Source organism: Pseudomonas sp. 2 (assembly GCF_056627435.1).
The window spans coordinates 1-22,047 of sequence record NZ_JBWXNG010000012.1 but is presented as its reverse complement, the minus strand read 5'-3'; the positions used below and the strand labels follow the sequence as shown (position 1 = coordinate 22,047).

Annotated in this window: 21 protein-coding genes and 1 tRNA gene; 16 read left to right on the top strand and 6 right to left on the bottom strand. The window is 61.3% G+C overall.

Annotated features, from left to right (window positions below; translation table 11 throughout):
• The first annotated feature begins 1 nt into the window (after position 1).
• The 6 genes from ispE (at position 2) to ychF (ending at position 4,481) form a co-directional block, all read left to right on the top strand.
• Positions 2–853, top strand: a complete 852-nt coding sequence (ispE, locus tag AC1MEK_RS19570; protein WP_480397925.1) for a 4-(cytidine 5'-diphospho)-2-C-methyl-D-erythritol kinase — start codon at positions 2–4, stop codon at positions 851–853.
• 37 nt (positions 854–890) lie between these two features.
• Positions 891–965, top strand: a tRNA-Gln gene (locus tag AC1MEK_RS19565).
• A gap of 47 nt (positions 966–1,012) precedes the next feature.
• Positions 1,013–1,954: a ribose-phosphate pyrophosphokinase gene (locus AC1MEK_RS19560; protein WP_037018241.1), complete on the top strand. Its 942-nt coding sequence runs from the start codon at positions 1,013–1,015 to the stop codon at positions 1,952–1,954.
• Positions 1,955–2,093: 139 nt separating this feature from the next.
• The gene (locus tag AC1MEK_RS19555; RefSeq protein WP_480397924.1) at positions 2,094–2,699 is read left to right on the top strand and encodes a 50S ribosomal protein L25/general stress protein Ctc; all 606 of its coding nucleotides are present in this window, start codon (positions 2,094–2,096) and stop codon (positions 2,697–2,699) included.
• 75 nt (positions 2,700–2,774) lie between these two features.
• Positions 2,775–3,359, top strand: a complete 585-nt coding sequence (pth, locus tag AC1MEK_RS19550; protein ID WP_480397923.1) for an aminoacyl-tRNA hydrolase — start codon at positions 2,775–2,777, stop codon at positions 3,357–3,359.
• Between the two features lie 21 nt (positions 3,360–3,380).
• On the top strand, positions 3,381–4,481 hold the full coding sequence (ychF, locus tag AC1MEK_RS19545) for a redox-regulated ATPase YchF (protein ID WP_480397922.1): 1,101 nt from the start codon (positions 3,381–3,383) through the stop codon (positions 4,479–4,481).
• 82 nt (positions 4,482–4,563) lie between these two features.
• Here ychF and AC1MEK_RS19540 read toward each other — a convergent pair whose 3' ends face one another.
• A complete protein-coding gene (locus AC1MEK_RS19540) occupies positions 4,564–5,439 on the bottom strand; it encodes a glycine betaine ABC transporter substrate-binding protein (RefSeq protein ID WP_480397921.1) in 876 nt (291 codons plus the stop codon).
• 356 nt (positions 5,440–5,795) lie between these two features.
• Between AC1MEK_RS19540 and AC1MEK_RS19535 the strand changes: the two genes are divergently transcribed.
• A complete protein-coding gene (locus AC1MEK_RS19535) occupies positions 5,796–7,832 on the top strand; it encodes an oxidoreductase (protein ID WP_480397920.1) in 2,037 nt (678 codons plus the stop codon).
• Between the two features lie 251 nt (positions 7,833–8,083).
• Here the strand turns inward: AC1MEK_RS19535 and AC1MEK_RS19530 are convergent, their stop codons facing one another.
• A complete protein-coding gene (locus AC1MEK_RS19530; RefSeq protein ID WP_480397919.1) occupies positions 8,084–8,863 on the bottom strand; it encodes a pyrroline-5-carboxylate reductase family protein in 780 nt (259 codons plus the stop codon).
• Positions 8,856–9,542 carry a TetR/AcrR family transcriptional regulator gene (locus AC1MEK_RS19525; RefSeq protein WP_480397918.1) on the bottom strand — a complete coding sequence of 229 codons (687 nt, stop codon included), beginning with the start codon at positions 9,540–9,542 and terminating at the stop codon, positions 8,856–8,858. The genes AC1MEK_RS19530 and AC1MEK_RS19525 overlap by 8 nt, the downstream gene beginning before the upstream one ends.
• Positions 9,543–9,659: 117 nt before the next feature.
• Between AC1MEK_RS19525 and AC1MEK_RS19520 the strand changes: the two genes are divergently transcribed.
• From AC1MEK_RS19520 to AC1MEK_RS19490, 7 genes are all read left to right on the top strand, one after another.
• Positions 9,660–10,595 (top strand): LysR substrate-binding domain-containing protein, encoded by a 936-nt coding sequence (locus AC1MEK_RS19520; RefSeq protein ID WP_480397917.1) that lies wholly within the window; start codon positions 9,660–9,662, stop codon positions 10,593–10,595.
• Positions 10,596–10,698: 103 nt separating this feature from the next.
• Entirely contained in the window at positions 10,699–11,955 is a 1,257-nt protein-coding gene (locus tag AC1MEK_RS19515) for an aromatic ring-hydroxylating oxygenase subunit alpha (protein ID WP_480397916.1), read from the top strand.
• Between the two features lie 10 nt (positions 11,956–11,965).
• On the top strand, positions 11,966–13,084 hold the full coding sequence (locus tag AC1MEK_RS19510; RefSeq protein WP_480397915.1) for an FAD-binding oxidoreductase: 1,119 nt from the start codon (positions 11,966–11,968) through the stop codon (positions 13,082–13,084).
• Between the two features lie 73 nt (positions 13,085–13,157).
• Positions 13,158–14,498 (top strand): dimethylsulfonioproprionate lyase DddP, encoded by a 1,341-nt coding sequence (gene dddP, locus AC1MEK_RS19505; RefSeq protein WP_480397914.1) that lies wholly within the window; start codon positions 13,158–13,160, stop codon positions 14,496–14,498.
• A 164-nt stretch (positions 14,499–14,662) separates the two neighbouring features.
• On the top strand, positions 14,663–15,289 hold the full coding sequence (ycaC, locus tag AC1MEK_RS19500) for an isochorismate family cysteine hydrolase YcaC (RefSeq protein WP_480397913.1): 627 nt from the start codon (positions 14,663–14,665) through the stop codon (positions 15,287–15,289).
• 209 nt (positions 15,290–15,498) lie between these two features.
• Positions 15,499–17,130 (top strand): methyl-accepting chemotaxis protein, encoded by a 1,632-nt coding sequence (locus AC1MEK_RS19495; protein WP_480397912.1) that lies wholly within the window; start codon positions 15,499–15,501, stop codon positions 17,128–17,130.
• 446 nt (positions 17,131–17,576) lie between these two features.
• Positions 17,577–17,828 carry a hypothetical protein gene (locus tag AC1MEK_RS19490; protein ID WP_480397911.1) on the top strand — a complete coding sequence of 84 codons (252 nt, stop codon included), beginning with the start codon at positions 17,577–17,579 and terminating at the stop codon, positions 17,826–17,828.
• A gap of 69 nt (positions 17,829–17,897) precedes the next feature.
• Here the strand turns inward: AC1MEK_RS19490 and AC1MEK_RS19485 are convergent, their stop codons facing one another.
• Both AC1MEK_RS19485 and AC1MEK_RS19480 read right to left on the bottom strand, forming a co-directional pair.
• A complete protein-coding gene (locus AC1MEK_RS19485) occupies positions 17,898–18,662 on the bottom strand; it encodes a hypothetical protein (protein ID WP_480397910.1) in 765 nt (254 codons plus the stop codon).
• A gap of 161 nt (positions 18,663–18,823) precedes the next feature.
• A complete protein-coding gene (locus AC1MEK_RS19480; RefSeq protein WP_480398093.1) occupies positions 18,824–19,528 on the bottom strand; it encodes a glutathione S-transferase family protein in 705 nt (234 codons plus the stop codon).
• Positions 19,529–19,676: 148 nt separating this feature from the next.
• Between AC1MEK_RS19480 and AC1MEK_RS19475 the strand changes: the two genes are divergently transcribed.
• Complete coding sequence (locus AC1MEK_RS19475) at positions 19,677–20,309, top strand: TetR/AcrR family transcriptional regulator (RefSeq protein WP_480397909.1); 633 nt, start codon at positions 19,677–19,679, stop codon at positions 20,307–20,309.
• Positions 20,306–21,016 (top strand): glutathione binding-like protein, encoded by a 711-nt coding sequence (locus AC1MEK_RS19470; RefSeq protein ID WP_480397908.1) that lies wholly within the window; start codon positions 20,306–20,308, stop codon positions 21,014–21,016. The genes AC1MEK_RS19475 and AC1MEK_RS19470 overlap by 4 nt, the downstream gene beginning before the upstream one ends.
• 49 nt (positions 21,017–21,065) lie before the next feature.
• Here AC1MEK_RS19470 and AC1MEK_RS19465 read toward each other — a convergent pair whose 3' ends face one another.
• Positions 21,066–21,722 carry a class I SAM-dependent methyltransferase gene (locus AC1MEK_RS19465; protein ID WP_480397907.1) on the bottom strand — a complete coding sequence of 219 codons (657 nt, stop codon included), beginning with the start codon at positions 21,720–21,722 and terminating at the stop codon, positions 21,066–21,068.
• Between the last annotated feature and the right edge of the window lie 325 nt (positions 21,723–22,047).

The following is a 22,047-nucleotide window of genomic DNA, read 5'->3' as shown; positions in this document are numbered from 1 at the left end:
CATGTCTGAGAACCTGTTGACGCTGCCGGCCCCGGCCAAGCTGAACCTGATGCTGCACATTCTGGGTCGCCGTGATGACGGCTATCACCAGCTCGAAACGATTTTCCAGTTTCTGGACTACGGCGACGAACTCAGTTTCGCCCTGCGTGAAGACGGAGAGGTGCGCCTGCAGACGGAAATTGCCGACGTTCCTCACGACAGCAATCTGATCGTTAAAGCCGCTCGCGCACTCAAGGAACAATCCGGTTGCCGGCTTGGCGTGGACATCTGGCTGAAAAAAATTCTGCCCATGGGCGGCGGCATCGGCGGTGGAAGCTCGGATGCAGCGACCACATTGCTGGGTCTGAACCATCTCTGGCAACTGGGCTGGGATGAGGATCGCCTGGCCGCGCTGGGCCTTAAGCTTGGGGCTGACGTCCCGGTTTTCGTGCGCGGGCACGCCGCTTTTGCTGAGGGCGTGGGCGAAATTCTCACCCCGGTAACCCCCGAAGAACCGTGGTATGTCGTGCTTGTTCCGCAAGTCTCTGTAAGTACAGCAGAAATTTTTTCAGATCCACTGTTGACACGTGACACTCCTCCCATTAAAGTGCGCCCCGTTCCCAAGGGAAACAGCAGAAATGACTGCTTACCGGTGGTAGCAAGGCGTTATCCAGATGTACGTAACGCTTTGAATTTGCTAGGTAATTTTACCGAAGCAAAATTAACCGGAACTGGAAGTTGTGTGTTTGGGGCCTTCCCAAACAAAGCTGAAGCTGATAAAGTCTCGGCCCTTCTTACAGAGACCCTTACAGGGTTTGTAGCAAAGGGAAGCAACGTTTCGATGTTGCATCGCAAGTTACAGACACTGCTCTAAAAGGAACCGAATGCCAGGCATTCGTTGCAACAGATACAGGGGCGTCGCCAAGCGGTAAGGCAGCAGGTTTTGATCCTGCCATGCGTTGGTTCGAATCCAGCCGCCCCTGCCATTTTCCTATAGTCATCCAGGCATACCCTAAGCCTCCAGGTACTGCGCGTGTCCAAGATGATGGTCTTTACGGGGAACGCCAACCCCGATCTGGCTCGGCGTGTCGTACGTCAGCTGCATATACCTCTCGGTGACATCTCTGTCGGTAAGTTCTCCGACGGCGAAATTACCGCTGAGATCAATGAAAACGTTCGCGGTAAAGACGTCTTCATTATTCAGCCGACCTGCGCTCCGACCAACGATAACCTGATGGAACTCGTCGTGATGGCTGATGCCTTCCGTCGCTCCTCGGCTACTCGTATTACTGCAGTTATCCCTTACTTTGGTTATGCCCGCCAGGATCGCCGTCCGCGTTCCGCCCGCGTGGCCATCAGCGCCAAAGTGGTTGCGGACATGCTCACCGTGGTCGGTATCGACCGTGTGCTGACCGTCGACCTGCACGCTGACCAGATTCAGGGTTTCTTCGATATTCCTGTAGATAACATCTACGGCTCCCCGGTTCTGGTGGATGACATCGAAGACCAGCGTTTCGAAAACCTGATGATCGTCTCCCCGGACATCGGCGGCGTCGTGCGTGCACGTGCTGTTGCCAAGTCGCTGGGCGTGGATCTCGGGATCATCGACAAGCGCCGTGAGAAGGCCAATCACTCCGAAGTGATGCACATCATCGGTGACGTCGAAGGCCGTACCTGTATTCTCGTCGACGACATGGTCGACACCGCCGGCACCCTGTGCCACGCGGCCAAGGCCCTGAAAGAACACGGCGCAGCCAAGGTTTTCGCCTACTGCACCCACCCTGTTCTGTCGGGTCGCGCGATCGAGAACATTGAAAATTCCGTGCTCGACGAGCTGGTGGTGACCAACACCATCCCGCTGTCTGCCGCAGCACAAGCCTGTGACCGTATCCGCCAGCTGGATATCGCACCGGTGGTCGCTGAAGCGATGCGTCGCATCAGCAACGAAGAATCGATCAGCGCGATGTTCCGCTAAGGGCCCTGCCCTTTCGAACCTCCGTTGACGAAAAGCGCCCCGCCCCGACAAGCACTGTCGGGGCGGGGCTTTTTTGCCCATACCGAGTCTGGCGCTGGTCGCAAACGCCAACCGGACATGGCTATTTTGGAGATACAAAATGACTGACTTCATCCTGAACGCCCAAGCGCGTACTGACCTGGGGAAAGGTGCGAGCCGCCGCCTGCGTCACTCCGCCAGCATCCCTGCCGTTGTCTACGGTGGTAACAAGGACGCTGAGTCCCTGACCATCCTGGCCAAGGAAATCACCAAGCTGTTCGACAACGAAGCTGCTTTCAGCCACGTTCTGGAACTGAACGTCGACGGCAAGAAGCAGAACGTCCTGGTCAAGGCTCTGCAACGTCACCCAGCCAAAGGCTTCATCATGCACGCCGACTTCGTTCGCGTCGTTGCTGGCCAGAAACTGACTGCCAAGGTTCCGGTTCACTTCATCAACGAAGAAGCTCCGGTCAAGAAAGGCGGCGAGATCTCTCACGTAGAGAACGAAATCGAAGTTTCCTGCGAAGCCAAAGACCTGCCTGAGTTCATCGAAGTCGACCTGGCCAAGGCCGAAATCGGCACCATCATTCACCTGTCGGACCTCAAAGCTCCGAAAGGCGTTGAATTCGTGGCTCTGGCTCACGGCGACGACAAGGCAGTTGCCAACGTTCACGCTCCACGCGTGTCCGCTGAAGCCGCTGACGAAGCAGAAGGCGCTGCCGAGTAATAATTACTCGCACGCTGGTTGAACCTTCGGGAATGCCTGGCATTCCCGATCTCGACCCAAGGAAGAGCCCCTGACGTGACCGCCATCAAACTGATCGTCGGCCTGGGAAACCCCGGCCCCGAATACGAACAGACCCGGCATAACGCAGGGGCTCTTTTCGTTGAACGCATTGCCAGCGCACAGCGTGTCAACCTGACCGCTGACCGCAAGTATTTCGGTCTGGTGGCCAAATTCAGCCATCAGGGCCAGGACGTTCGTCTGCTGATTCCCACCACCTACATGAACCGCAGCGGCCAGTCCGTGGCGGCGCTTGCCGGTTTCTTCCGCATTAAGCCTGAAGAAATCCTGGTGGCACACGACGAACTCGACCTGCCTCCGGGCGTCGCCAAGCTCAAGCTCGGTGGCGGCCATGGCGGGCACAACGGGTTGCGCGACATCATTGCGCAACTGGGCAATCAGAACAATTTCCACCGCCTGCGGCTTGGCATCGGCCACCCGGGCGTCGCCAGCATGGTTTCAAATTTCGTCCTGGGTCGTGCGCCACGCGCCGAACAGGAAAAACTCGATGCCAGCATCGACTTTGCCCTCGGCGTGCTGCCGGATGTCTTCGCCGGCGACTTCGCCAAGGCGATGCGCGTCCTGCACAGCCAGAAGGCCTGACATCACTCGAGGGGAAACATCATGGGATTCAACTGCGGCATCGTCGGCCTGCCCAACGTCGGCAAGTCCACCCTGTTCAACGCCCTGACCAAATCCGGTATCGCGGCAGAGAACTTTCCCTTCTGCACCATCGAACCGAACAGCGGCATCGTGCCCATGCCCGATGCCCGCCTGGACGCGTTGACCGCCATCGTCAAGCCGGAAAAGGTCATCCCGACCACCATGGAATTCGTGGACATCGCAGGCCTGGTGGCCGGTGCGTCCAAGGGTGAGGGCCTGGGCAACAAGTTTTTGGCCAACATTCGCGAAACCGATGCCATCGCCCACGTGGTCCGCTGCTTCGAAGACGAGAACGTGATCCACGTCTCCAACAGCGTCGACCCCAAGCGCGACATCGAGATCATCGACCTGGAACTGATCTTCGCCGACCTCGAAAGCTGCGAGAAGCAACTGCAGAAAGTCGCGCGCAACGCCAAAGGCGGTGACAAGGAAGCGCTGGCACAGAAAGCCATTCTTGAACAGCTCATCCCCCACTTCACCGAAGGCAAGCCTGCGCGCAGCCTGATGAAGAACATGGGTGCCGATGAGAAAGCCGTGATCAAGGGCTTCCACCTGCTGACCAGCAAGCCGGTGATGTACATCGCCAACGTGGCGGAAGACGGCTTCGAGAACAACCCGCACCTGGACGTGGTCAAGGCCATCGCCGAAGAAGAAGGCGCGGTCGTGGTTCCGGTCTGCAACAAGATCGAAGCCGAAATCGCCGAGCTTGAAGAAGGCGAAGAAAAAGACATGTTCCTCGAAGCCCTGGGCCTGGAAGAGCCAGGCCTGAACCGCGTGATCCGCGCCGGTTACGACCTGCTCAACCTGCAGACCTACTTCACCGCTGGCGTGAAGGAAGTCCGCGCCTGGACCGTGCGCGTCGGCGCCACCGCGCCACAGGCCGCCGGCGTGATCCACACCGACTTCGAAAAAGGCTTCATCCGCGCCGAGTGCGTCGCCTACAACGACTTCATCCAGTACAAGGGCGAAGCCGGTGCCAAGGAAGCAGGCAAATGGCGCCTGGAAGGCAAGGACTACATCGTCAAGGACGGTGACGTGCTGCATTTCCGCTTTAACGTTTAAATTTCGCTGCTTCGCCAGCGACTAAAAAGCCCCCTGCGCCAACGGCTCAGGGGGCTTTTTCATATCTCGACGAAAACTCGGATCACTGCGCGCTGGCAAACATCGCCTGATACTTGGCCTTGTTGGCGGCGTAATACTCGGCAACGACTTTGTCGGCGCTGCTTTCACGTGCGGTCAGCATCAGCTTTTCCAGGTCTTCCTTGGGGATCTTGAAGTTGGCGAAGAAACGCGCGACTTCCGGGTGTTCGGCAGTAAAGCCTTTGCGGGCAACGGCGTGGATCTGCTCGGTGCCGCCCAGCACGCCTTTGGGGTCAGCCAGGTAACGCAGCGGGTACTTGGAGAACATCCAGTGCGGGCTCCAGGCGTTGACCAGTGACCACTTGCCGCGTTTGAGGTTGCGATCCAGTTCGCTGAGCATGCCCGCCTCGCTCGATGCGACCATCTTGTAGCCGTCGAGCTTGTAGTCATCGATGGCCTTGAGGGTCACCTTGTACTGGCCGTTGCCCACTTCCGAGGTGAGGATCTGCCCGCTGAACTTCTCGCGAATGCCGGGTTTGTTCAGGTCCTCGATGCTTGCCACTTCACTCTCGGGGACGATGTCCGGCACCGCCATGCCGATCCGGCCTTCATACAGCACGCCCAGATCTTCCAGGCGATCCTTGTATTTGTCGTAGAACGGCTTGTGGGTAAAGGGCAACCAGACCATCGGGATCAGGTCGATGCTGCCGTTGGCCAGGGCCTGAAACTGGATACCGATGTCGGCCTGCACCAGTTTGACCGGTTGCTTGAGGTGATCCTGCAAGGCGGCCGAGGCCAGCTTGACGGCGATCTCGGTGTCCGACCAGTTGACCCAGCCGATCTTCACAGGCTCCGCCGCCTGGGAAAACATCGACGCAGCCGCCAGGGCGACACCAGCAAGCCAGCGGCCTGCCCTGTTGTGGAATACGCGTTTATTCATTTCAAGCTTCTCCTTTGGTTCTTCTATGTGTTGTGGAGCTGGCAGTGAAAAAAGGTCAGGCAACGGCACATCAAAGCAAAATGCCATATCGCGGTTCAAACGACTAAAACGCCGCGTCGAATGACCTCAAGTAATGAGTGAGCTACCGACTTCAAACAGTCGCGCGCCTCATCGATGGTGGATCACGAACAAGGGTTCAGAGGCACGCCAGGTGGCGACCTCTGGCGGATCTTATGCCCGGTTTTCTTCGTGAGCAAGAGAAATGTACACCTGTGTTTTAGAGATTGACACCTGTGAACATTCACTCCTACTGTTATGTCAGACCTGCCTGATGTTCCTCCAAGAGAGCACTGATAATGTCCACAGATCCGCTGCTGCAGCCTTACCAGATCAAGCACCTGACCCTGCGCAACCGCATCATCACCACCTCCCACGAACCGGCTTATCCGGAAGATGGCATGCCCAAGGAGCTGTACCGCGCCTACCACGTGGAGCGGGCCAAGGCCGGGGTCGCGCTGACCATGACCGCAGGCTCCGCTGCGGTGTCGCGGGACAGCCCGCCGGTGTTCAACAACGTGCTGGCATACAAGGATGAGGTGGTGAAGTGGATGAAGGATCTGACCGACGAGTGCCACGAGCACGGCGCCGCAGTGATGATCCAGCTGACGCACCTGGGCCGTCGCACGCGCTGGGACAAGGCCGACTGGCTGCCGGTGGTTTCGCCTTCCCATCGTCGCGAAGCGGCGCACCGTTCGTTTCCCAAGAAGATGGAAGACTGGGACATCGAGCGCATCATCAAGGACTACGTCGACGCCGCCGAGCGCATGAAGGCTGCTGGCCTGGACGGCCTGGAGCTGCAAGCCTACGGGCATTTGATGGATCAATTCTGGTCACCGCTGACCAACGATCTGGATGGCCCTTATGGCGGCCCGCTGGAAAACCGCATGCGCTTCACCTTCGATATCCTGCGCGGCATTCGCAAGCGCTGCGGCGAAGACTTCCTGCTGGGCGTGCGCTACACCGGCGACGAAGACCTGCCGGGCGGCTTCAACGCCGACGAAGGCCTGCGCATCTCTCACATGCTCAAGGACAGCGGCCTGGTCGACTTCCTCAACGTGGTGCGCGGCCACATCGACACCGACGCGGGCCTGACCGACGTGATCCCGATCCAGGGCATGCGCAACGCCGCGCACCTGGATTTCGCCGGCGAGATTCGCTCGGCCACGGGTTTTCCGACCTTTCATGCGGCCAAGATCCCGGACGTGGCCACCGCTCGCCACGCCATCGCCTCGGGCAAGGTCGATATGATCGGCATGACCCGCGCGCACATGACCGACCCGCACATCGTGCGCAAGATTATCGAGAAGCGCGAAGAGGACATCCGCCCCTGCGTCGGCGCCAACTACTGTCTGGACCGCATCTATCAGGGCGGCGCGGCCTATTGCATCCACAACCCGGCCACCGGCCGCGAAACCACCATGCCTCACGACATCGCCAAGGCGGCCAAGCCGCGCAAGGTGGTGGTGATCGGCACCGGCCCTGCGGGACTCGAGGCCGCGCGAGTGGCGGGCGAACGCGGGCATCAGGTCACGGTTTTCGAAGCGGCGGACCAGCCCGGTGGGCAGATTCGTCTGACGGCGCTGTCGGAAAGACGCCGCGAGATGATCAGCATCATCGACTGGCGCATGACCCAGTGCGAGCGTCTGGGGGTCAAGTTCAACTTCAACACCTGGGCCGAGGCCGAGACCGTCATGGCCGAGGAGCCGGATGTGGTGATCGTCGCCACCGGCGGGCTGCCGCACACCGAAGTGCTGAGCAGCGGCAACGACTTGGTAGTGTCGGCCTGGGATGTGATTTCCGGCGACGTGAAGCCTGGCAGAAACGTGTTGATCTTCGACGATGCCGGCGACCACGCCGCGCTGCAGGCCGCAGAACTGCTTGCCCAGAGCGGCGCCACGGTGGAAGTGATGACCCCGGATCGGGCCTTCTCGCCGGAGGTCATGGCGATGAACCTGGTGCCGTACATGCGCGCGCTGCAGGACCTGGACGTGACCTTCACCGTGACCTACCGGGTGGACCGGGTGGAGCGGCGGGACGGCAAACTGGTCGCGCATCTGGGCAGCGATTACGGGCCGGTGAACAAGCTGCGGGTGGTCGATCAGGTCATCATCAACCACGGCACCCTGCCGCTGGACGACCTGTACTTCGACCTGCGCCCGCACTCACGCAACGACGGCGCGGTGGAACAACACGACCTGATCGCCGGCCACGCGCAGAACATCGTGACCAACCCGGACGGACGCTTTCAGCTGTTCCGGATTGGCGATGCGGTAGCGGCGCGTAACACCCATGCGGCGATTTATGATGCGTTGCGGTTGGTGAAGGACCTTTGATTCAAATGCCAGGAGCGTGATGCATTCACGCTCCTACGCTTGCCCTGGCTTCTGTGGCAGCACGGCTTGCCGGCGGGTGCCCGGGGTCGCGTCCGACCGAAGCGGCAGTAAATCCTGCGCACGCGGTCTGTCTGACACTCCCAAGGTGCCTGATTTTACTGCCGCTTCGGTCGGACGCGACCCCGGGCACCCGCCGGCAAGCCGTGCTGCTACGCCCTTCGGGCAGAATCAACAGCGATTCGCGAAACGACTTACATCCCTCTACGCGCGACCTCGGCACCCGCCATCAACGCCCGGCCAATCAGCTCGTCGAACCCGCCATCAGCCAACACCTGCAACCCCGCCGCCGTCACCCCGCGATAGGCCATCAGCGCTTCGATCAACGCCTGGGGCGAACGCGTTTCCAGCAGCGGCGCACTGCCCACCACCACGCCTGCCGCGGCCCGCCGGGCGATCGCTTCAGGGACGCCTTCAGCCATCGCCTGATTCGCCAACGCCTGCGCCAGCAACGCCGGGTACGCAGGTCCGGTGCCGGACAACGCACTGAGATAATCGATGTGGTCCTCAAGCGGCACTTCGGCCGCCTCGCCCACGCTTTCGAACAACCGCTGCACGAAGGCTTTCTGCTCATCCGCCAGCTCGCCGTCGACAAACCACGGCGTGAACGAACGGCGAATCTCCACTGCCGCATTGGGCATCGCCCGCACCACAACGCGTGCGCCAGTCGCCGCCCTGATCCGCTCGGCGGGAACGCCGGCCATCAGCGAGATCACGCATTTGCCTGACGCCTCCAGCGCCAGCGCCTCGAACTGCCCGGGCCGCACCGACAGCACGATCACATCGCTCGCCTCAACCAGCTCGCGGTTGTCAGCGGTGATACGCACACCCCGCTGCGCCAGCTCACCCTGACCGGAGCGGTTGGACAAGGTCAGGCGCTCGGCCGCCACCAGACCACTCTCAAGCGCGCCCCTGGCCAGGCCGTCGCCCAGCCAGCCGGTGCCGCCGATGATGCCTAAGAAAATGTCAGTCATTCACCGCCTCCTCGAAGGTATCGGCCAGCGGCACGAACACGCCGGGCTCGGTCTCGGCAAAGCCGAACTTGCCGTAGAAGCGGTCGAGCTCGCGGCGCTTGGGCGACTTGCCGGTGAAGATGGTCACGTAGTGCGGGATGCGCTGAAAACGCTCCACCGCCTCTTCGCGGGTGTTCATGGTGATGTAGCCGATCTGGGTCAGGTACAGCGTGCGCGCCCTGGCGTCGGCCGATGCCGCATCGGCGCCGAAACGGCGGAACATCGCCGCCAGTGCACCGAGCCGTGCCTGATCGGCAGCGGCCACTTCATCAGCGACCTCCGGCGACTGCAAGGCCCAACTGCGCACGGCGAACTCGAATTGCGAATCGAACAGGTCAGGGTTCAGCCAGCACTCGAACACGTTGAGCGCCGACTCGCTGATGCTCTCCGAATAGCTCTCGCACTGGCGCAACAGACCGCCGGTATTCTTGTCCCGCCATCGCGCGATCAGCGCCGTCAGCAACTGCTCGCGGTCTTCGAAGAACCAGTAGAAACTGGTGCGCGACAGGTTCAGGCGCTTGGCCAGCGGCATCACTCGCACGGCATCGATACCGGCTTCTTTCAGCGCTTCATAGGCCGCTTCCAGCCAGCCTTCTGCCGAACCGCGCCAGCCGGAGTCCTGCGCCTTGATTCTTGCCATGATTGCTTTTCCACACGCCGAGATAAAAGCACTGTACGGGATCGAGCATTTAATGTACACCTGCGTACATTGTGTGGACGCTATTCCAAAAGATAATAAAAACACCCGAGGCCGACCATGAGCATCCCCAGCTTGCACCCACCCGGACCCAGACGCATCAAGGGCTATCGACGGCTCATTCCATCGATGACGGCTCTGCTCGAATTCGAAGCCGTGGCGCGCCTGAGCAGTTTTACCCTCGCCGCGCAGGAATTGGGCGTCACCCAGGCGGCGGTGAGCAAGCAGGTCAAGCTGTTGGAGGACACTCTCAACGCCCGGCTTTTCCATCGTCTGCACCGCTCGATCAAGCTGACCAACGAGGGCTACGCGCTGTACGCGGTGGTCGCCGAATCCATGCAGCGCATCGCCGGCACCTTCGACAAAATCGCCGAAGGCGCCGCCGAACAGGAGCTGGTGCTGGCCAGCACTTCGGCCTTTTCGCAGATGCGCATCCTGCCCAGGCTCACGGCCTTGCGCCAGGCACAGCCGGATCTGCAGCTGCGCCTGGTCTCCACCCAACACCACGACGTCGACATGGCTGTGCGCTTCGGCACCGGCCGCTGGGACGACGGCACCTCTACCCTGCTGTTCGATGAAGAAGTGTTCCCGGTGTGTTCACCGGCATGGCTGGCCAGCCACCCGGCGCCGCATACCGAGCAGGATTTGCACCACGCGCCGCTGATCGATTCCGATGCCACGCTGGAAGGCTGGATCACCTGGAACAGCTGGTTCCGCGCCCTGGGCGAGGCGCCGCCGAGGCTGACCTATCAACTGCGCTGCAGCCACTATAGCGACGCGGTGCACGCGGCGATTCAGGGCCACGGCATCGCGCTGGGCTGGGGGCGCCTGGTGCATCACCTGCTCGATTCGGGCGAACTGGTGCGCGTCACACCGCTGGTGGTCAAGCCCAAAGACGCCTATTACATCGTCGTGCCCACCGGCCGAAGCAGCAGCGGCTATGTGCAGATTCTGGCCGACTGGTTGCGCCAGGATGGCACCTTGAAGTTCGCATAACCTGTGCTCATACGAGAGTGAGAATAAAGCGCGTTGACCGTTTTTCGGGGTATTTCGATACTGGATCAAAGCAGAAAAACAGCCTGATCACCCGAGGTGCCCCATGATCGTTTCTCCCGTGAAGACCCACCGTCAACTGCTCGGCGAGCGCATGCCCGGTCATGGCATGCCCGGTGAATTGTTCGGCCGCGACGACGTCTTCAACACCGACGTCGAAGTGTTTTTCACCAAGCACTGGATCCTGGTCGGCGTCACCGCCGACATCCCGGAACCGGGCGACGTCTACACCGTCGATCTGGGCAAGGCGTCGATCATTCTGGTGCGTGACGACGACGAAAACGTCCAGGCCTTTCGCAACGTGTGCCGCCATCGCGGCGCACGTCTGAAGGACGCCGGCAAGTCGACGGTGGGCATGCTGGTCTGCCCTTACCACCAGTGGACCTACGATCTGGACGGCAGCCTCAAGCACGCCGCGCACATGGGCAAGGATTTCGACCGCAACTGCAAGAGCCTGATCCCGGTGCACACCAAGGTGGTTGGCGCCCATGTGTTCGTCTGCCTGTCCGATGAGCCGCCAGCAGACATCAGCCACCTCGAAGAAACCATGACCCCGCGTTTCGCACCGTTCGACCTGAACAAGGCGAAGATCGCCCATGAATCCGAGATCATCGAGAACGGCAACTGGAAGCTGGTGATCGAGAACAACCGCGAGTGCTACCACTGCGCGGGCACGCACCCGGAACTGACCGCCTCGTTCCTGCCGGAAGACTTCGGTTTCTGCACCGATGGCCTGAGCGAGGAATCGCTGGCCGAACTGGACCAGTATTACGCCCGCAACGCCGCCGCCAAGGCCGGCTGGGAAGCCGACGGCTTCTTCGGCGATGCCGTCGAATACCTGGACGAAGCCTCGATCACCCAGTTCCGCTCCCAGCGCCTGGTGATCGCCGGCAATGGCGAATCCCAGACCTTGAATACCCAGGTCGCCTGCACCCGCCTGCTCGGCACTGTGACCCGGCGCGACCTGGGCGACATGCATCTGTGGACGCACAACTCCTGGACCCACGTGATGAGCGACCACGCGGTGATCTCCTGGATCATCCCACTGTCGGCCGACAAGACGCTGGTGCGCAGCCGCTGGCTGGTGCATCAGGACGCCGTCGAAGGCGTGGATTACGACCAGAAGACCCTGACCGAAGTCTGGGACGCCACCAACCTGCAAGACGCCAGACTGGTCGCCATCACCCACAGCGGCACCCAGGATCCGGCGTACGCACCGGGGCCGTTTTCGGCGTTTACCGAATCCTACGTCGACCAATTCTCGCGCTGGTACGCCGCGCGCCTGGCCGCCCACGGCGTGTGAGGGGAAGACCATGACCACTTTGCAGAACATCCCCGACGTGCGCTTCGCCGACGAAACCACCTGGGCCAGCCATGGCGCCGAATGGCCGAGCGGCGAGACCAAACGCATCGAATGCTGCGCCGTGCGCGTCGAAACCCATGACGTGAAAACCTTCGTGTTTCGCTGCGCCGACTTCACCGCGCTGGCCTTCGAGCCGGGCCAGTTCATCACCCTTTCGCCGCAGATCGACGGCCATATCGTCTCGCGCTGCTACACCCTGTCGTCCTCGCCGACGCGCCCGTTCAACTTCTGCATCACCGTCAAGCGCGTGCCCGGCGGCGTGGTCTCCAACTGGCTGCACGACAACCTGCACCCGGGCAGCACACTCGCTGCATCGGGCCCGGCCGGCAGCTTCACGCCAGTGGGGCTGCCCACCGGCAAACTGCTCTATCTTTCGGCAGGCTCGGGCATCACCCCGCTAATGTCGATGGCGCGGGCCGCGTACGACCTGGCAGCGAACCTGGACATCGTGTTCGTCCACAGCGCACGCACGCCTGCCGACATCATCTTTCGCGAAGAGCTTGCGCAAATGCAGGCCCATCAATCGCGCTTCCGGGTGCTGGCGGTGTGCGAAGCCAAGGGCGATGAGACTGACTGGCAAGGCCCGATCGGGCGGCTCGACCTGGCGACGCTGAGTGCCCAGGTGCCGGATTTTCTTGAGCGGGAAGTCTTCACCTGCGGCCCGCAAGGCTACATGACCGCCACCCGTGGCCTGCTGGAGAAAGCCGGTTTCGATGCCACGCACTACCACCAGGAAAGTTTCGACATCAACGCACTGGCCGCCGAAAACGCAGCCCCCACTGCACCTGTCAGCGCGCCGGGCGAAACCAGCTTCACCGTGACCCTGGCCAAATCCGGCAAGACTTTCAGCGTCAGCCCCAACCAGACCCTGCTGGCGGCGGCGAAAAAGGCCGGCGCGGTGGTGCCCTCTTCCTGCAGCCAGGGCGTGTGCGGCACCTGCAAGACCGCCGTGCTGCAAGGCGAAGTCGAGATGGCGCACAACGGCGGCATCCGCCAGCGCGAGATCGACAAAGGCCTGCGCCTGCTCTGCTGCAGCCGGCCGACTTCGGATCTGGTGCTGGATCTCTAAAGCCGCACGTATTCTGGCCAGCCGCTCCTGGCTGGCCCCCCTTGATATTGAGTCAGCCATGGAGGCTTGCACGATGTCGCTCTCGCCGTTCTCGATCGCTCCAGACACTCGCCGCATCGACCCGTCCCGCAAGCCTGCCACGGCGCTCAAGCCTGACGGCACACCCGACGACAACGATCGTGTGGAAATCGGCCCCACCGCGCTGGCCTATCGCGAGTGGGCGCAATTGGGCCTGCAGGCGCCGAACCTTCCGGCGATGCGCGCCTGGCGTCTACAGCGCCTGATCGATCAATTGCAGGCCCGAGAACTGGGCGCAATCGTGTTATTCGACCCACTCAACATCCGCTACGCCACAGACACCACCAACATGCAGTTGTGGACCACTCACAACCCGGCGCGCGCCTGTTTCGTCGCAGCAGATGGCCATGTGGTGCTATGGGATTTTCACGGCTGCGATCACCTCTCGGCACACTTGCCGTTGATCAGTGAACTGCGCAGTGGCGCGTCGTTTTTCTATTTCGAGACCGGCAACCGCACCGAACAACACGCCAACCGCTTCGCCGCACAACTGGATGACCTGCTGCGCCAGCATGCGGGCAGTAACCGTCGGCTGGCCGTGGACCGCATCGAAATTGCCGGGCTGAGGGCGTTGGAGCGTCTGGGTATCGAGATCTTCGAAGGTCAGGAAGTCACCGAATTCGCACGGGTCATCAAAGGGCCTGACGAGATCCGCGCCATGCGCTGTGCGGCGGCATCCTGCGACGCGGCAGTGGCGAAGATGCATGAGTCTCTGGTGCAGGGTGCTTCAGAAAACGATGTCTGGGCGGTGCTGCACGCCGAAAACATTCGGCGCGGCGGCGAATGGATCGAAACCCGGATTCTCAGCTCCGGTCCGCGAACCAACCCCTGGTTTCAGGAATCGGGCCCCAGGGTGCTGCGCGACGGCGATCTGGTGTCCTTCGACACCGACCTGATCGGCGTCTACGGCACCTGCGTGGACATGTCCCGCAGCTGGATCTGCGGCGGGCTGGAACCCACCGCCGAACAAAAGCGCCTGTACCGCATTGCTCATGAGCACATCAGTACCAACCTTGAACTCATCCGCCCGGGCATCTCGTTTCTGGAGCTATCGGCCAGGGCCCATCGGCTCCCTAAAGAGTTTCGGGCGCAGCGCTACGGCGTGCTCTATCACGGCGTCGGCCTGTGCGACGAATACCCCTGCATCCGCTACCCCGAAGACGTGCCGTCTTACGGGTACGACGGCATCCTCGTCGAAGGCATGGCGTTGTGCGTAGAGGCCTACATCGGCGCGGTGGGCGGGCAGGACGGAATCAAGCTGGAAAATCAGATTCTGGTGACTGGCAACGGTTACGAGCTACTGACGCGGTATCCGTTCGACGCAAGTTTTCTGTGATAACAGATTGTCCCCAATCAAGAATCAGTGAGTCTCTTTTTTGCCGGATTGTTAGCGAATCGAATCGTCTCTAAAGTTCACCCCATGCCGCAGCGACGCAACGAACAACGCCGCTGCAGCGCCACTTTCGATTCATCACTCTCGACTCAAAAAGGAATGCACACATGACTACTTACAAGCGCCTGGACAAGAACGACGCCGTACTGCTGCTGATCGACCATCAGACTGGCCTGATCTCCCTGGTTCAGGATTTCTCGCCCAACGAGTTCAAGAACAACGTGCTGGCCCTGGCCGACTGCGGCAAGTTCTTCGACCTGCCGACGATCCTGACCACCAGCTTCGAACAAGGCCCGAACGGCCCGCTGGTTCCCGAATTGAAAGAGATGTTCCCGGAAGCGCCATACATCGCCCGCCCTGGCCAGATCAACGCTTGGGACAACGAAGACTTCGTCAAGGCGATCAAGGCCACCGGCCGCAAGCAACTGATCATCGCCGGTGTCGTGACCGACGTCTGCGTGACCTTCCCGACCCTGAGCGCACTGGCTGAAGGCTTCGATGTGTTCGTAGTGACCGACGCCTCCGGCACCTTCAACGAAGGCGTGCAACAGGCAGCGTGGAATCGCATGTCGGCCGCCGGTGCACAGCTGGTGAACTGGTTCGCCGTGGCCTGTGAACTGCACCGCGACTGGCGCAACGACATCGAAGGCCTGGGCAACCTGCTGTCCCAGCGCATTCCGAACTACCGCAACCTGATGAACAGCTACTCGGCGCTGACGGCGGCGAAAAAGTAAGCGACGAACGGCAAAGCCACCCTACTTCACTCCCCAAGAAGCCAGCCAGGCCGCGTAAACGCAGCCTGGTTGTTGGCGCTACAGCACCCTTCAGATCCCTTAAAACAGTTGAAATAGAGCGATCACGCCAAAATAGATGGCAATTTGCCTTTAAGCTGAACCGTTTCAAGTCGATAATGTTGATTCATATGTATGACTAGGAACGTCGCATGACCCTGCGCAACTTCAACATCGCCCCCCGATCACTGATCTGCTTTGGTTTCTTCGCCTTGTTGATCACCGCCGTCGGGCTGTTTTCCCTGCAACAAACCTCGAACATCAAAGAAGAGCGCGAGCTGTTGCAGGACAACGTGCTCCCTACCCTGCTTGCGATCGACCAGATCAAGAGCGACCTGCTGACGATTCGTCTTGGAAACACCAGCCTGCGCGCCGCACAGAATGACGAGGCTGCGGCGTTCGCCCGCAAGCGCGTGACCTCGGGCCGCGCCGATCTGGAAACCGACGTCAAACGCTTGAAACCACTGCTGCTCACCGACCGTGGCCAAGCGGCCTACGCGGTGATGGAGCGCAACATGATTGCCTATCTGGCGGTCCACTCGCGCTACCTCGACGCCGTGGCGCAAAAGAACGACGCGCTGATCACTGCCATGACTCAACCGGGCGGCGAGCAGACCAACGCTGCTGATCTGCTGGCCAAGGACATCGCCACCGTCGCGGACCTGGCCGACCAGAAAATGAAAAACTCGGACGCCAACGCCGACAATACCTACGCCCAGGCCGTGCAGGTGGTGATCGGCGCCATTGTGCTCGCGCTGGTGGCAACCCTGGTGCTGGCGGCGCTGTTCACCCGCAGCCTGATCGCACCGATCAACAAGGCATTGGCCGTGGCACAACAGATTGCCGCCAACGATCTGGGCAAGCCGATCGTGGTCGACGGCAACGACGAACCCGGCCGCCTGCTCGGCGCCTTGTCGGTCATGCAGCAGAATCTTCGCCAGACGCTGTCGGAGCTTTCCCACTCGTCGAACCAGTTGGCCTCGACGTCCGAAGAAATGACCGCCGTCACTGAGGATGCGATGCGCGGCATTCAGCGGCAGAACGATGAAATCAACCAGGCCGCAACCGCGATCAACCAGATGAGCGCAGCGGTCGACGAAGTGGCTCGCAACGCCGCGCATGCCTCGGAAGCGGCGCGCAACTCCACACTCTCCGCACAGAACGGCAGCCAGCGGGTCGAGCAGACCGTGCAGGTGATCAACGAGCTGCACGTCACCGTCGGCGCCACGGCGGTGGAAATCGACGGCCTCGCCTCCCAAGTGCAGAGCATCAGCGGCGTGCTGGATGTGATTCGCGGCATTGCCGACCAGACCAACCTGCTGGCGCTCAACGCCGCCATTGAAGCGGCGCGGGCGGGCGAAGCCGGTCGCGGTTTTGCGGTGGTCGCCGATGAAGTCCGCGCGCTGGCCCATCGCACCCAGCAGTCGACTGCCGAGATCGAGAAGATGATCGGCTCGATCCAGAGCGGCGCCAGCAAGGCGGTGGCGGCCATGGGCCAAAGCAGCGATCAGGCCCGCGCCAGCCTCGATGTCGCCGAAGCCGCAGGCCGCGCGTTGAGCGAAATTTCCGTGGCGATCAGCCAGATCAACGAGCGCAACATCAGCATCGCTTCGGCCACTGAAGAGCAGGCGCAGGTGGCGCGGGAAGTCGACCGCAACCTGACCAGCATCCGCGACCTGTCGCTGCAGACCTCGGCCGGCGCCAACCAGACTTCCGCAGCCAGCAGCGAGCTGTCGCAACTGGCGGTCGGCCTGAATCAACTGGTACTGAATTTCAAGATGTGACGCCGATCACCCAATGCGGCTGCGTGTAGGAAAAGGCTTACACGTAGTTCATCAAAGTGGCCGTATACATCCGCAAGGCAAAGTCATAAATTGGATCCATCAACCGGGGAGCAGGAAGCCCTCGGAGGTCACGGATGATCTGCCACTGCCAGGAACGCTGCCGACAGGACGTTGGATGGACTTGATGGAAAAGAACCCGCTTCGGCGGGTTTTTTATTGCCTGCGCCCATGGCAAATCCGCCAATCCTCGCGCCCAGTAACCAGATGAATACTTTTTAATGACTGCACTGCAACACTTCGGCGGTATAGTCGTGCGGCCTCGCCCGCTCGGCGAAGGCTCTATTTCAAGGCTTTCGGCTATGTAACGGGTCATCAGACGGCGTACAGGCACGGATTCCCGGATCGAACATCACACAGGGAGATACAAGATGGGGTCAGCACTCGATGTGCTTCGCAGCCAGATTCAGGATGCAGAACCGGTGTTGAAACGCCTTGATCTGGAGATGGAAAAGATAGAGTTCGATCCCCACATACCCGCCAGCGTCGAGGCCGCCAAAGTGACGGTCGATACCGTGATTGATCATCTGATGGGCGCCTTCCGCAAAAACCCGATTCTCGGGCCCTTGGCTGACGATCTGAAATCCCAGTATCTGGAAGGCATCGCGACCCAGGTTGCCGAAGCCAGGGAACAGGTCTGATAGCCCCTTGTTCATCGCATGTCAGGCAGGGCGCCAGAATCCGATACGAATCAGCGCCCTTTCAGCGCCTCAGCGATCCTTGAACACCCCGGCCAATCCTGCGGTGATGACCACAGCCAGTGCCACCGCCACGGCAATGGTCACGAAAATACCCCACTGCATCACCATCGCCTGCAGCGCCAGGTAAAAGCCGATCACGCCGATGGCGCCAATCCCGTTGCCGCGCACGATGGCGCCCAGTTCATGGCGCCCGCCGTGGACATGAGCGAACACCGCCAACGGCCAGGCGATGACCGGGATCGGCGCCAGAAACCCGCTGACCACCGGCCCGAACCACTCGGCGCCCGCGGTGATGGCCAGCAGCAACAGCGTCGCGGTCAGCATGCGCATCGGGATGATCCAGCGAGGCAGCGCGACATAGCGTCCCGGTTCTGGCTCACTGCCCTTGCCGGTGACCTTGATGATCGCCGCCACCATGCACAGCGCGACCAGGATCGACACCGCCGACACCCCGATCGAACTCATCAGGAACGCAACGGCCGCATAGAACACCAGTGCCGCTATGCAGCCGGGCAAGGCCGAAAGCCTGCGGGTCACCAGAAAGTAGAACAGGTAAGTCGCCTGAATCGCCGCCACCCCGGCCAGTGCACCGGGCACCGCTTTCTCGGCAAAATCCGGTCCTTGCTCCAAACTCAAGAACAGCATCACCGACGCCGAAGTGACCGGCAGCCCCGAGAGCAACCCGCCCACCCGAGTGCCCCAGCGCTTGGCGGCCAGGGAGATGGAAAGCATGAGCAGCGGCGTGATAAGGAGCTTGAGGTAGAAGGCAGTCATGAAAACAACGCGTCGGGTTGGCGGGAGCTACGTTTTACACGCTTGGCGCGGGCTCTGCATACCTGAGTGCGCTGCATCTGCTGGAAACCGGAGCGCACAAGTCGCTCCGGTTATCTGTTGCGCCAAGCGAGTCAGCATCTGGCTGCGCCCGACTCAGTACTTCACCCCTGCTTCGGATAATTCGACGGAAACAACGCCCGCTTCGCCTGCTCGTCCATGTCTTTCTTGAACGCCACGTCGCTCCCCACCTGATTCGCCCGGGCCACGGCCGGGCGGGCGTTGATGGCCTGGAACCAGCGCTTGAGGTGGGGGAAATCGGCCAGCGGGTCTTCGGCGCCTTTCATCACCCGCGGTGCGCGGGCCAGCCAGCCCCAGGCCGAGATGTCGGCGAGGCTGTACTGGTCGCCGACGATGAAGTTGCGCCCGGCCAGATGCTGGTCCAGCACTTCGTAGTGACGTTCGATTTCCCGGCGGTAGCGGTTCACCCCGTAGTCGTTGCCTTCGGGCGCGGCGTACTGGAAGTGCACGGCCTGCCCGGAGAACGGCCCCAGGCCCGAGGCGATGAAGAATAGCCAGGAGAGCAACTCGGCCTTGTCTTCTGCCGCGCCCATGAACTGACCGGTCTTTTCACCCAGGTACAGCAGGATGGCCGTGGAGTCGAACACGCGCACTTCCTTGCCGCCAGGGCCGTCGGTGTCGACGATGGCCGGCACCTTGCCGTTGGGGTTGATGGCGCGGAATTCAGGCAGATGCTGCTCGCCCTTGCTGGTATCCACCGGCACCACTTCGTAGTCCAGCCCGGCCTCTTCGAGGAACAGTGCGACCTTGGCCGGGTTGGGTGTGGGGTGGAAGTAGAAACGGATCATGACGTTCATCTCGACAGGTTGGGAAATGGGCGAAGTCAGCAAAACAGCGCTGCTGGAAAACCCGCTTGCGTTTTAGAACAGTTGATCTAGATTAGGCGCAATGTGAAGCATGGCGCAACATTCGTGTGAGCTCGGAACAGGAACCAACGTGGCAAGACCAAGAGAATTCGATGAGGCCCGCGTGCTCGATGCCGCGATCCAGTGCTTCTGGGTCAAGGGTTTCGAGGCGACGTCGATGCGCGATCTGATCGACTGCATGGGCATCACCGGCGCCAGCCTGTACAACGCCTTCGGCGACAAGCGCGCGTTGTATCGCAAGGCGCTGGAGCACTATCTGCAAAACGGTCTGGGCGAGCGGGCGGCCCGGCTGGAAAGCACCCTGGCGCCGCGTCAGGCGATCGAGGCGTTTTTCGCCGAAATCATCGAGCGCTCGATGAACGACCCGCTGCAACGCGGGTGCCTGATGGTCAATTCAGCACTGGAAGCCGCGCCGCACAATCCTGACGCCCAGGCGGTGGTCGATGACTTCTTGTCGCGCGCCCAGGCGTTCTTCCTGCGCTGCGTCGAAGCCGGTCAGAACGACGGCACGATTGCCCGTTTTCAGGCGGCCGAAGATCTGGCCAGCCTGCTGCTCAACACGCTGCTGGGCCTGCGCGTACTGGCGCGGGCCAGGCCGCAGCGCGCCTTGCTGGAAAGCGTGGTCCGGCCGGTTCTCGCGCTGCTGGACACCGGTATTGCCCCTGCTTCGCTTCCCCCATCTGTCACGGAGTCGCAGCGATGATCGAGCTCTACTACTGGCCCACTCCCAATGGCCACAAAATCACCCTGTTTCTGGAAGAGGCTGGCCTGGACTACCGGATTCATCCGGTGGATATCAGCGCCGGCGATCAGTTCAAGCCGGAATTCCTGGCGTTTTCGCCGAACAACCGGATGCCCGCCATCATCGACACCGCGCCTGCCGATGGCGGCGAGCCGATCAGCGTGTTCGAGTCCGGGGCGATTCTGCTGTACCTGGCCGAAAAGACCGGCCAGTTCCTGCCCAGCGATGTGCGCGGTAAAAAGGCGGTGACCGAATGGCTGATGTGGCAGATGGGCGGCCTGGGCCCGATGGCCGGCCAGAACCATCACTTCGGCGTGTATGCCCCGGAAAAACTGCCGTACGCCATCACCCGCTACGTCAACGAGACCAACCGTCTCTATGGCGTGCTGGATCGTCAGCTGGAAGGTCGGGAATTCATCACGGGTGAACACTATTCGGTGGCCGACATGGCGGCCTATCCGTGGGTCGTGCCGTGGCAGCGCCAGCAGCAGAACCTGGATGACTTCCCGAATATCAAGCGCTGGTTCAACGCGATTGCCGCTCGCCCGGCGACGATTCGCGCCTATGCCAAAGGTGAGGAAATTTCAAAGAACCGCACCACCGTGACCGAAGAAGGCAAGAAGATCCTGTTCGGCCAGACCGCTGCCAGCGTGCAGAAGAAGGCCTGACCTGGCGCCCGGCATCAGCGTCGCCAGACGCTGATGCCCAATGCGGACGTCAGATGATCGGCTGCGCAGCGCGGAACAGCAGCACGCGGCCTTCGCGCTTGAGGGTGACGTCGCGGAAGTGCTCGCGCAGATGGCCCTCGAAGCCCACCTGGGTGTCCTCGCGGTTCCCGAAAATCCCCTTCTTGTTGTACACCGCCATCAGCTTGCGGCCGAAGCCGTTGTGCCCGGCTTCGTCCCCCAGAATCGTCGCGCCGAACAGCACGCCGCCGGGTTGCAGATTATGTTTGAGGTTGCCGAAGATTTTTGCCTTGGCGTCCAGCGGCCCCGGCAGGCAATGCAGCAGGTAGAACAGGGAAATCGAATCGAAGCGTTCCTCGCCAGGAATTGGCTGCATCACGTCGTGCTGGAGGGTGCGAGTCGAAGGGCGATTGATCCGCCGTTTGGCGGCTTCGAGGCTGCTCGGGTTGAGGTCGAGCAAAGTGACTTCGGTCTGCGACGAGAGCTGTGCCTTGGCCAGGTAATAACCGGTGCCGACGCCGATATCCAGATGCCGTGGACGCACATTGGCGCGGAAGAACGGCAACAGCGTCGAGCCGGTCGGGCAGCGCCAGGCATAACGGTTGGAGATGCCCAGCACCCAGGCGTCGTACAGGGCCAGGGTCAGAGGTGAATAGACCGCCGCACCGGCGGCACTGCTGTCGGTCATGAGAAAAACCTTGGAGTGATCGGATCAGGCGGCCATAAGACCGATGACCTTGATGCCTCGTCAAGATTTTTTGTTGTGGGAAATAGTTTCTGTGAACCCAGTCCCGTCGCAGTACGGCTTGCCGGCGGTCGCCCGGGGTCACGTCCGACCGTAGCGGCAGTAGGTGCAAACGACTTGGCCGTGTCAGACGTATCGCGTACAGAGGGAGATCAAGATCAAAGGCGTTCTTCCTAACGTCAGATCTGTTTCGACTTCGTCGAGTTACTTGGAAAAGACCCCCAAGTAACCAAGGGGTCTTGCTCCTGGTTTGGCCCCTCCTGCGTCG

Bases quoted from the DNA above. Each gene is read 5' to 3' on its own strand.
- ispE (WP_480397925.1), top strand. From the start codon at position 2: ATGTCTGAGAACCTGTTGACGCTGCCGGCCCCGGCCAAGCTGAACCTG.
- AC1MEK_RS19555 (WP_480397924.1), top strand. From the start codon at position 2,094: ATGACTGACTTCATCCTGAACGCCCAAGCGCGTACTGACCTGGGGAAA.
- ychF (WP_480397922.1), top strand. From the start codon at position 3,381: ATGGGATTCAACTGCGGCATCGTCGGCCTGCCCAACGTCGGCAAGTCC.
- AC1MEK_RS19540 (WP_480397921.1), bottom strand. From the start codon at position 5,439: ATGAATAAACGCGTATTCCACAACAGGGCAGGCCGCTGGCTTGCTGGT.
- AC1MEK_RS19535 (WP_480397920.1), top strand. From the start codon at position 5,796: ATGTCCACAGATCCGCTGCTGCAGCCTTACCAGATCAAGCACCTGACC.
- AC1MEK_RS19530 (WP_480397919.1), bottom strand. From the start codon at position 8,863: ATGACTGACATTTTCTTAGGCATCATCGGCGGCACCGGCTGGCTGGGC.
- AC1MEK_RS19525 (WP_480397918.1), bottom strand. From the start codon at position 9,542: ATGGCAAGAATCAAGGCGCAGGACTCCGGCTGGCGCGGTTCGGCAGAA.
- AC1MEK_RS19520 (WP_480397917.1), top strand. From the start codon at position 9,660: ATGAGCATCCCCAGCTTGCACCCACCCGGACCCAGACGCATCAAGGGC.
- AC1MEK_RS19515 (WP_480397916.1), top strand. From the start codon at position 10,699: ATGATCGTTTCTCCCGTGAAGACCCACCGTCAACTGCTCGGCGAGCGC.
- AC1MEK_RS19510 (WP_480397915.1), top strand. From the start codon at position 11,966: ATGACCACTTTGCAGAACATCCCCGACGTGCGCTTCGCCGACGAAACC.
- dddP (WP_480397914.1), top strand. From the start codon at position 13,158: ATGTCGCTCTCGCCGTTCTCGATCGCTCCAGACACTCGCCGCATCGAC.
- ycaC (WP_480397913.1), top strand. From the start codon at position 14,663: ATGACTACTTACAAGCGCCTGGACAAGAACGACGCCGTACTGCTGCTG.
- AC1MEK_RS19495 (WP_480397912.1), top strand. From the start codon at position 15,499: ATGACCCTGCGCAACTTCAACATCGCCCCCCGATCACTGATCTGCTTT.
- AC1MEK_RS19485 (WP_480397910.1), bottom strand. From the start codon at position 18,662: ATGACTGCCTTCTACCTCAAGCTCCTTATCACGCCGCTGCTCATGCTT.
- AC1MEK_RS19480 (WP_480398093.1), bottom strand. From the start codon at position 19,528: ATGATCCGTTTCTACTTCCACCCCACACCCAACCCGGCCAAGGTCGCA.
- AC1MEK_RS19470 (WP_480397908.1), top strand. From the start codon at position 20,306: ATGATCGAGCTCTACTACTGGCCCACTCCCAATGGCCACAAAATCACC.
- AC1MEK_RS19465 (WP_480397907.1), bottom strand. From the start codon at position 21,722: ATGACCGACAGCAGTGCCGCCGGTGCGGCGGTCTATTCACCTCTGACC.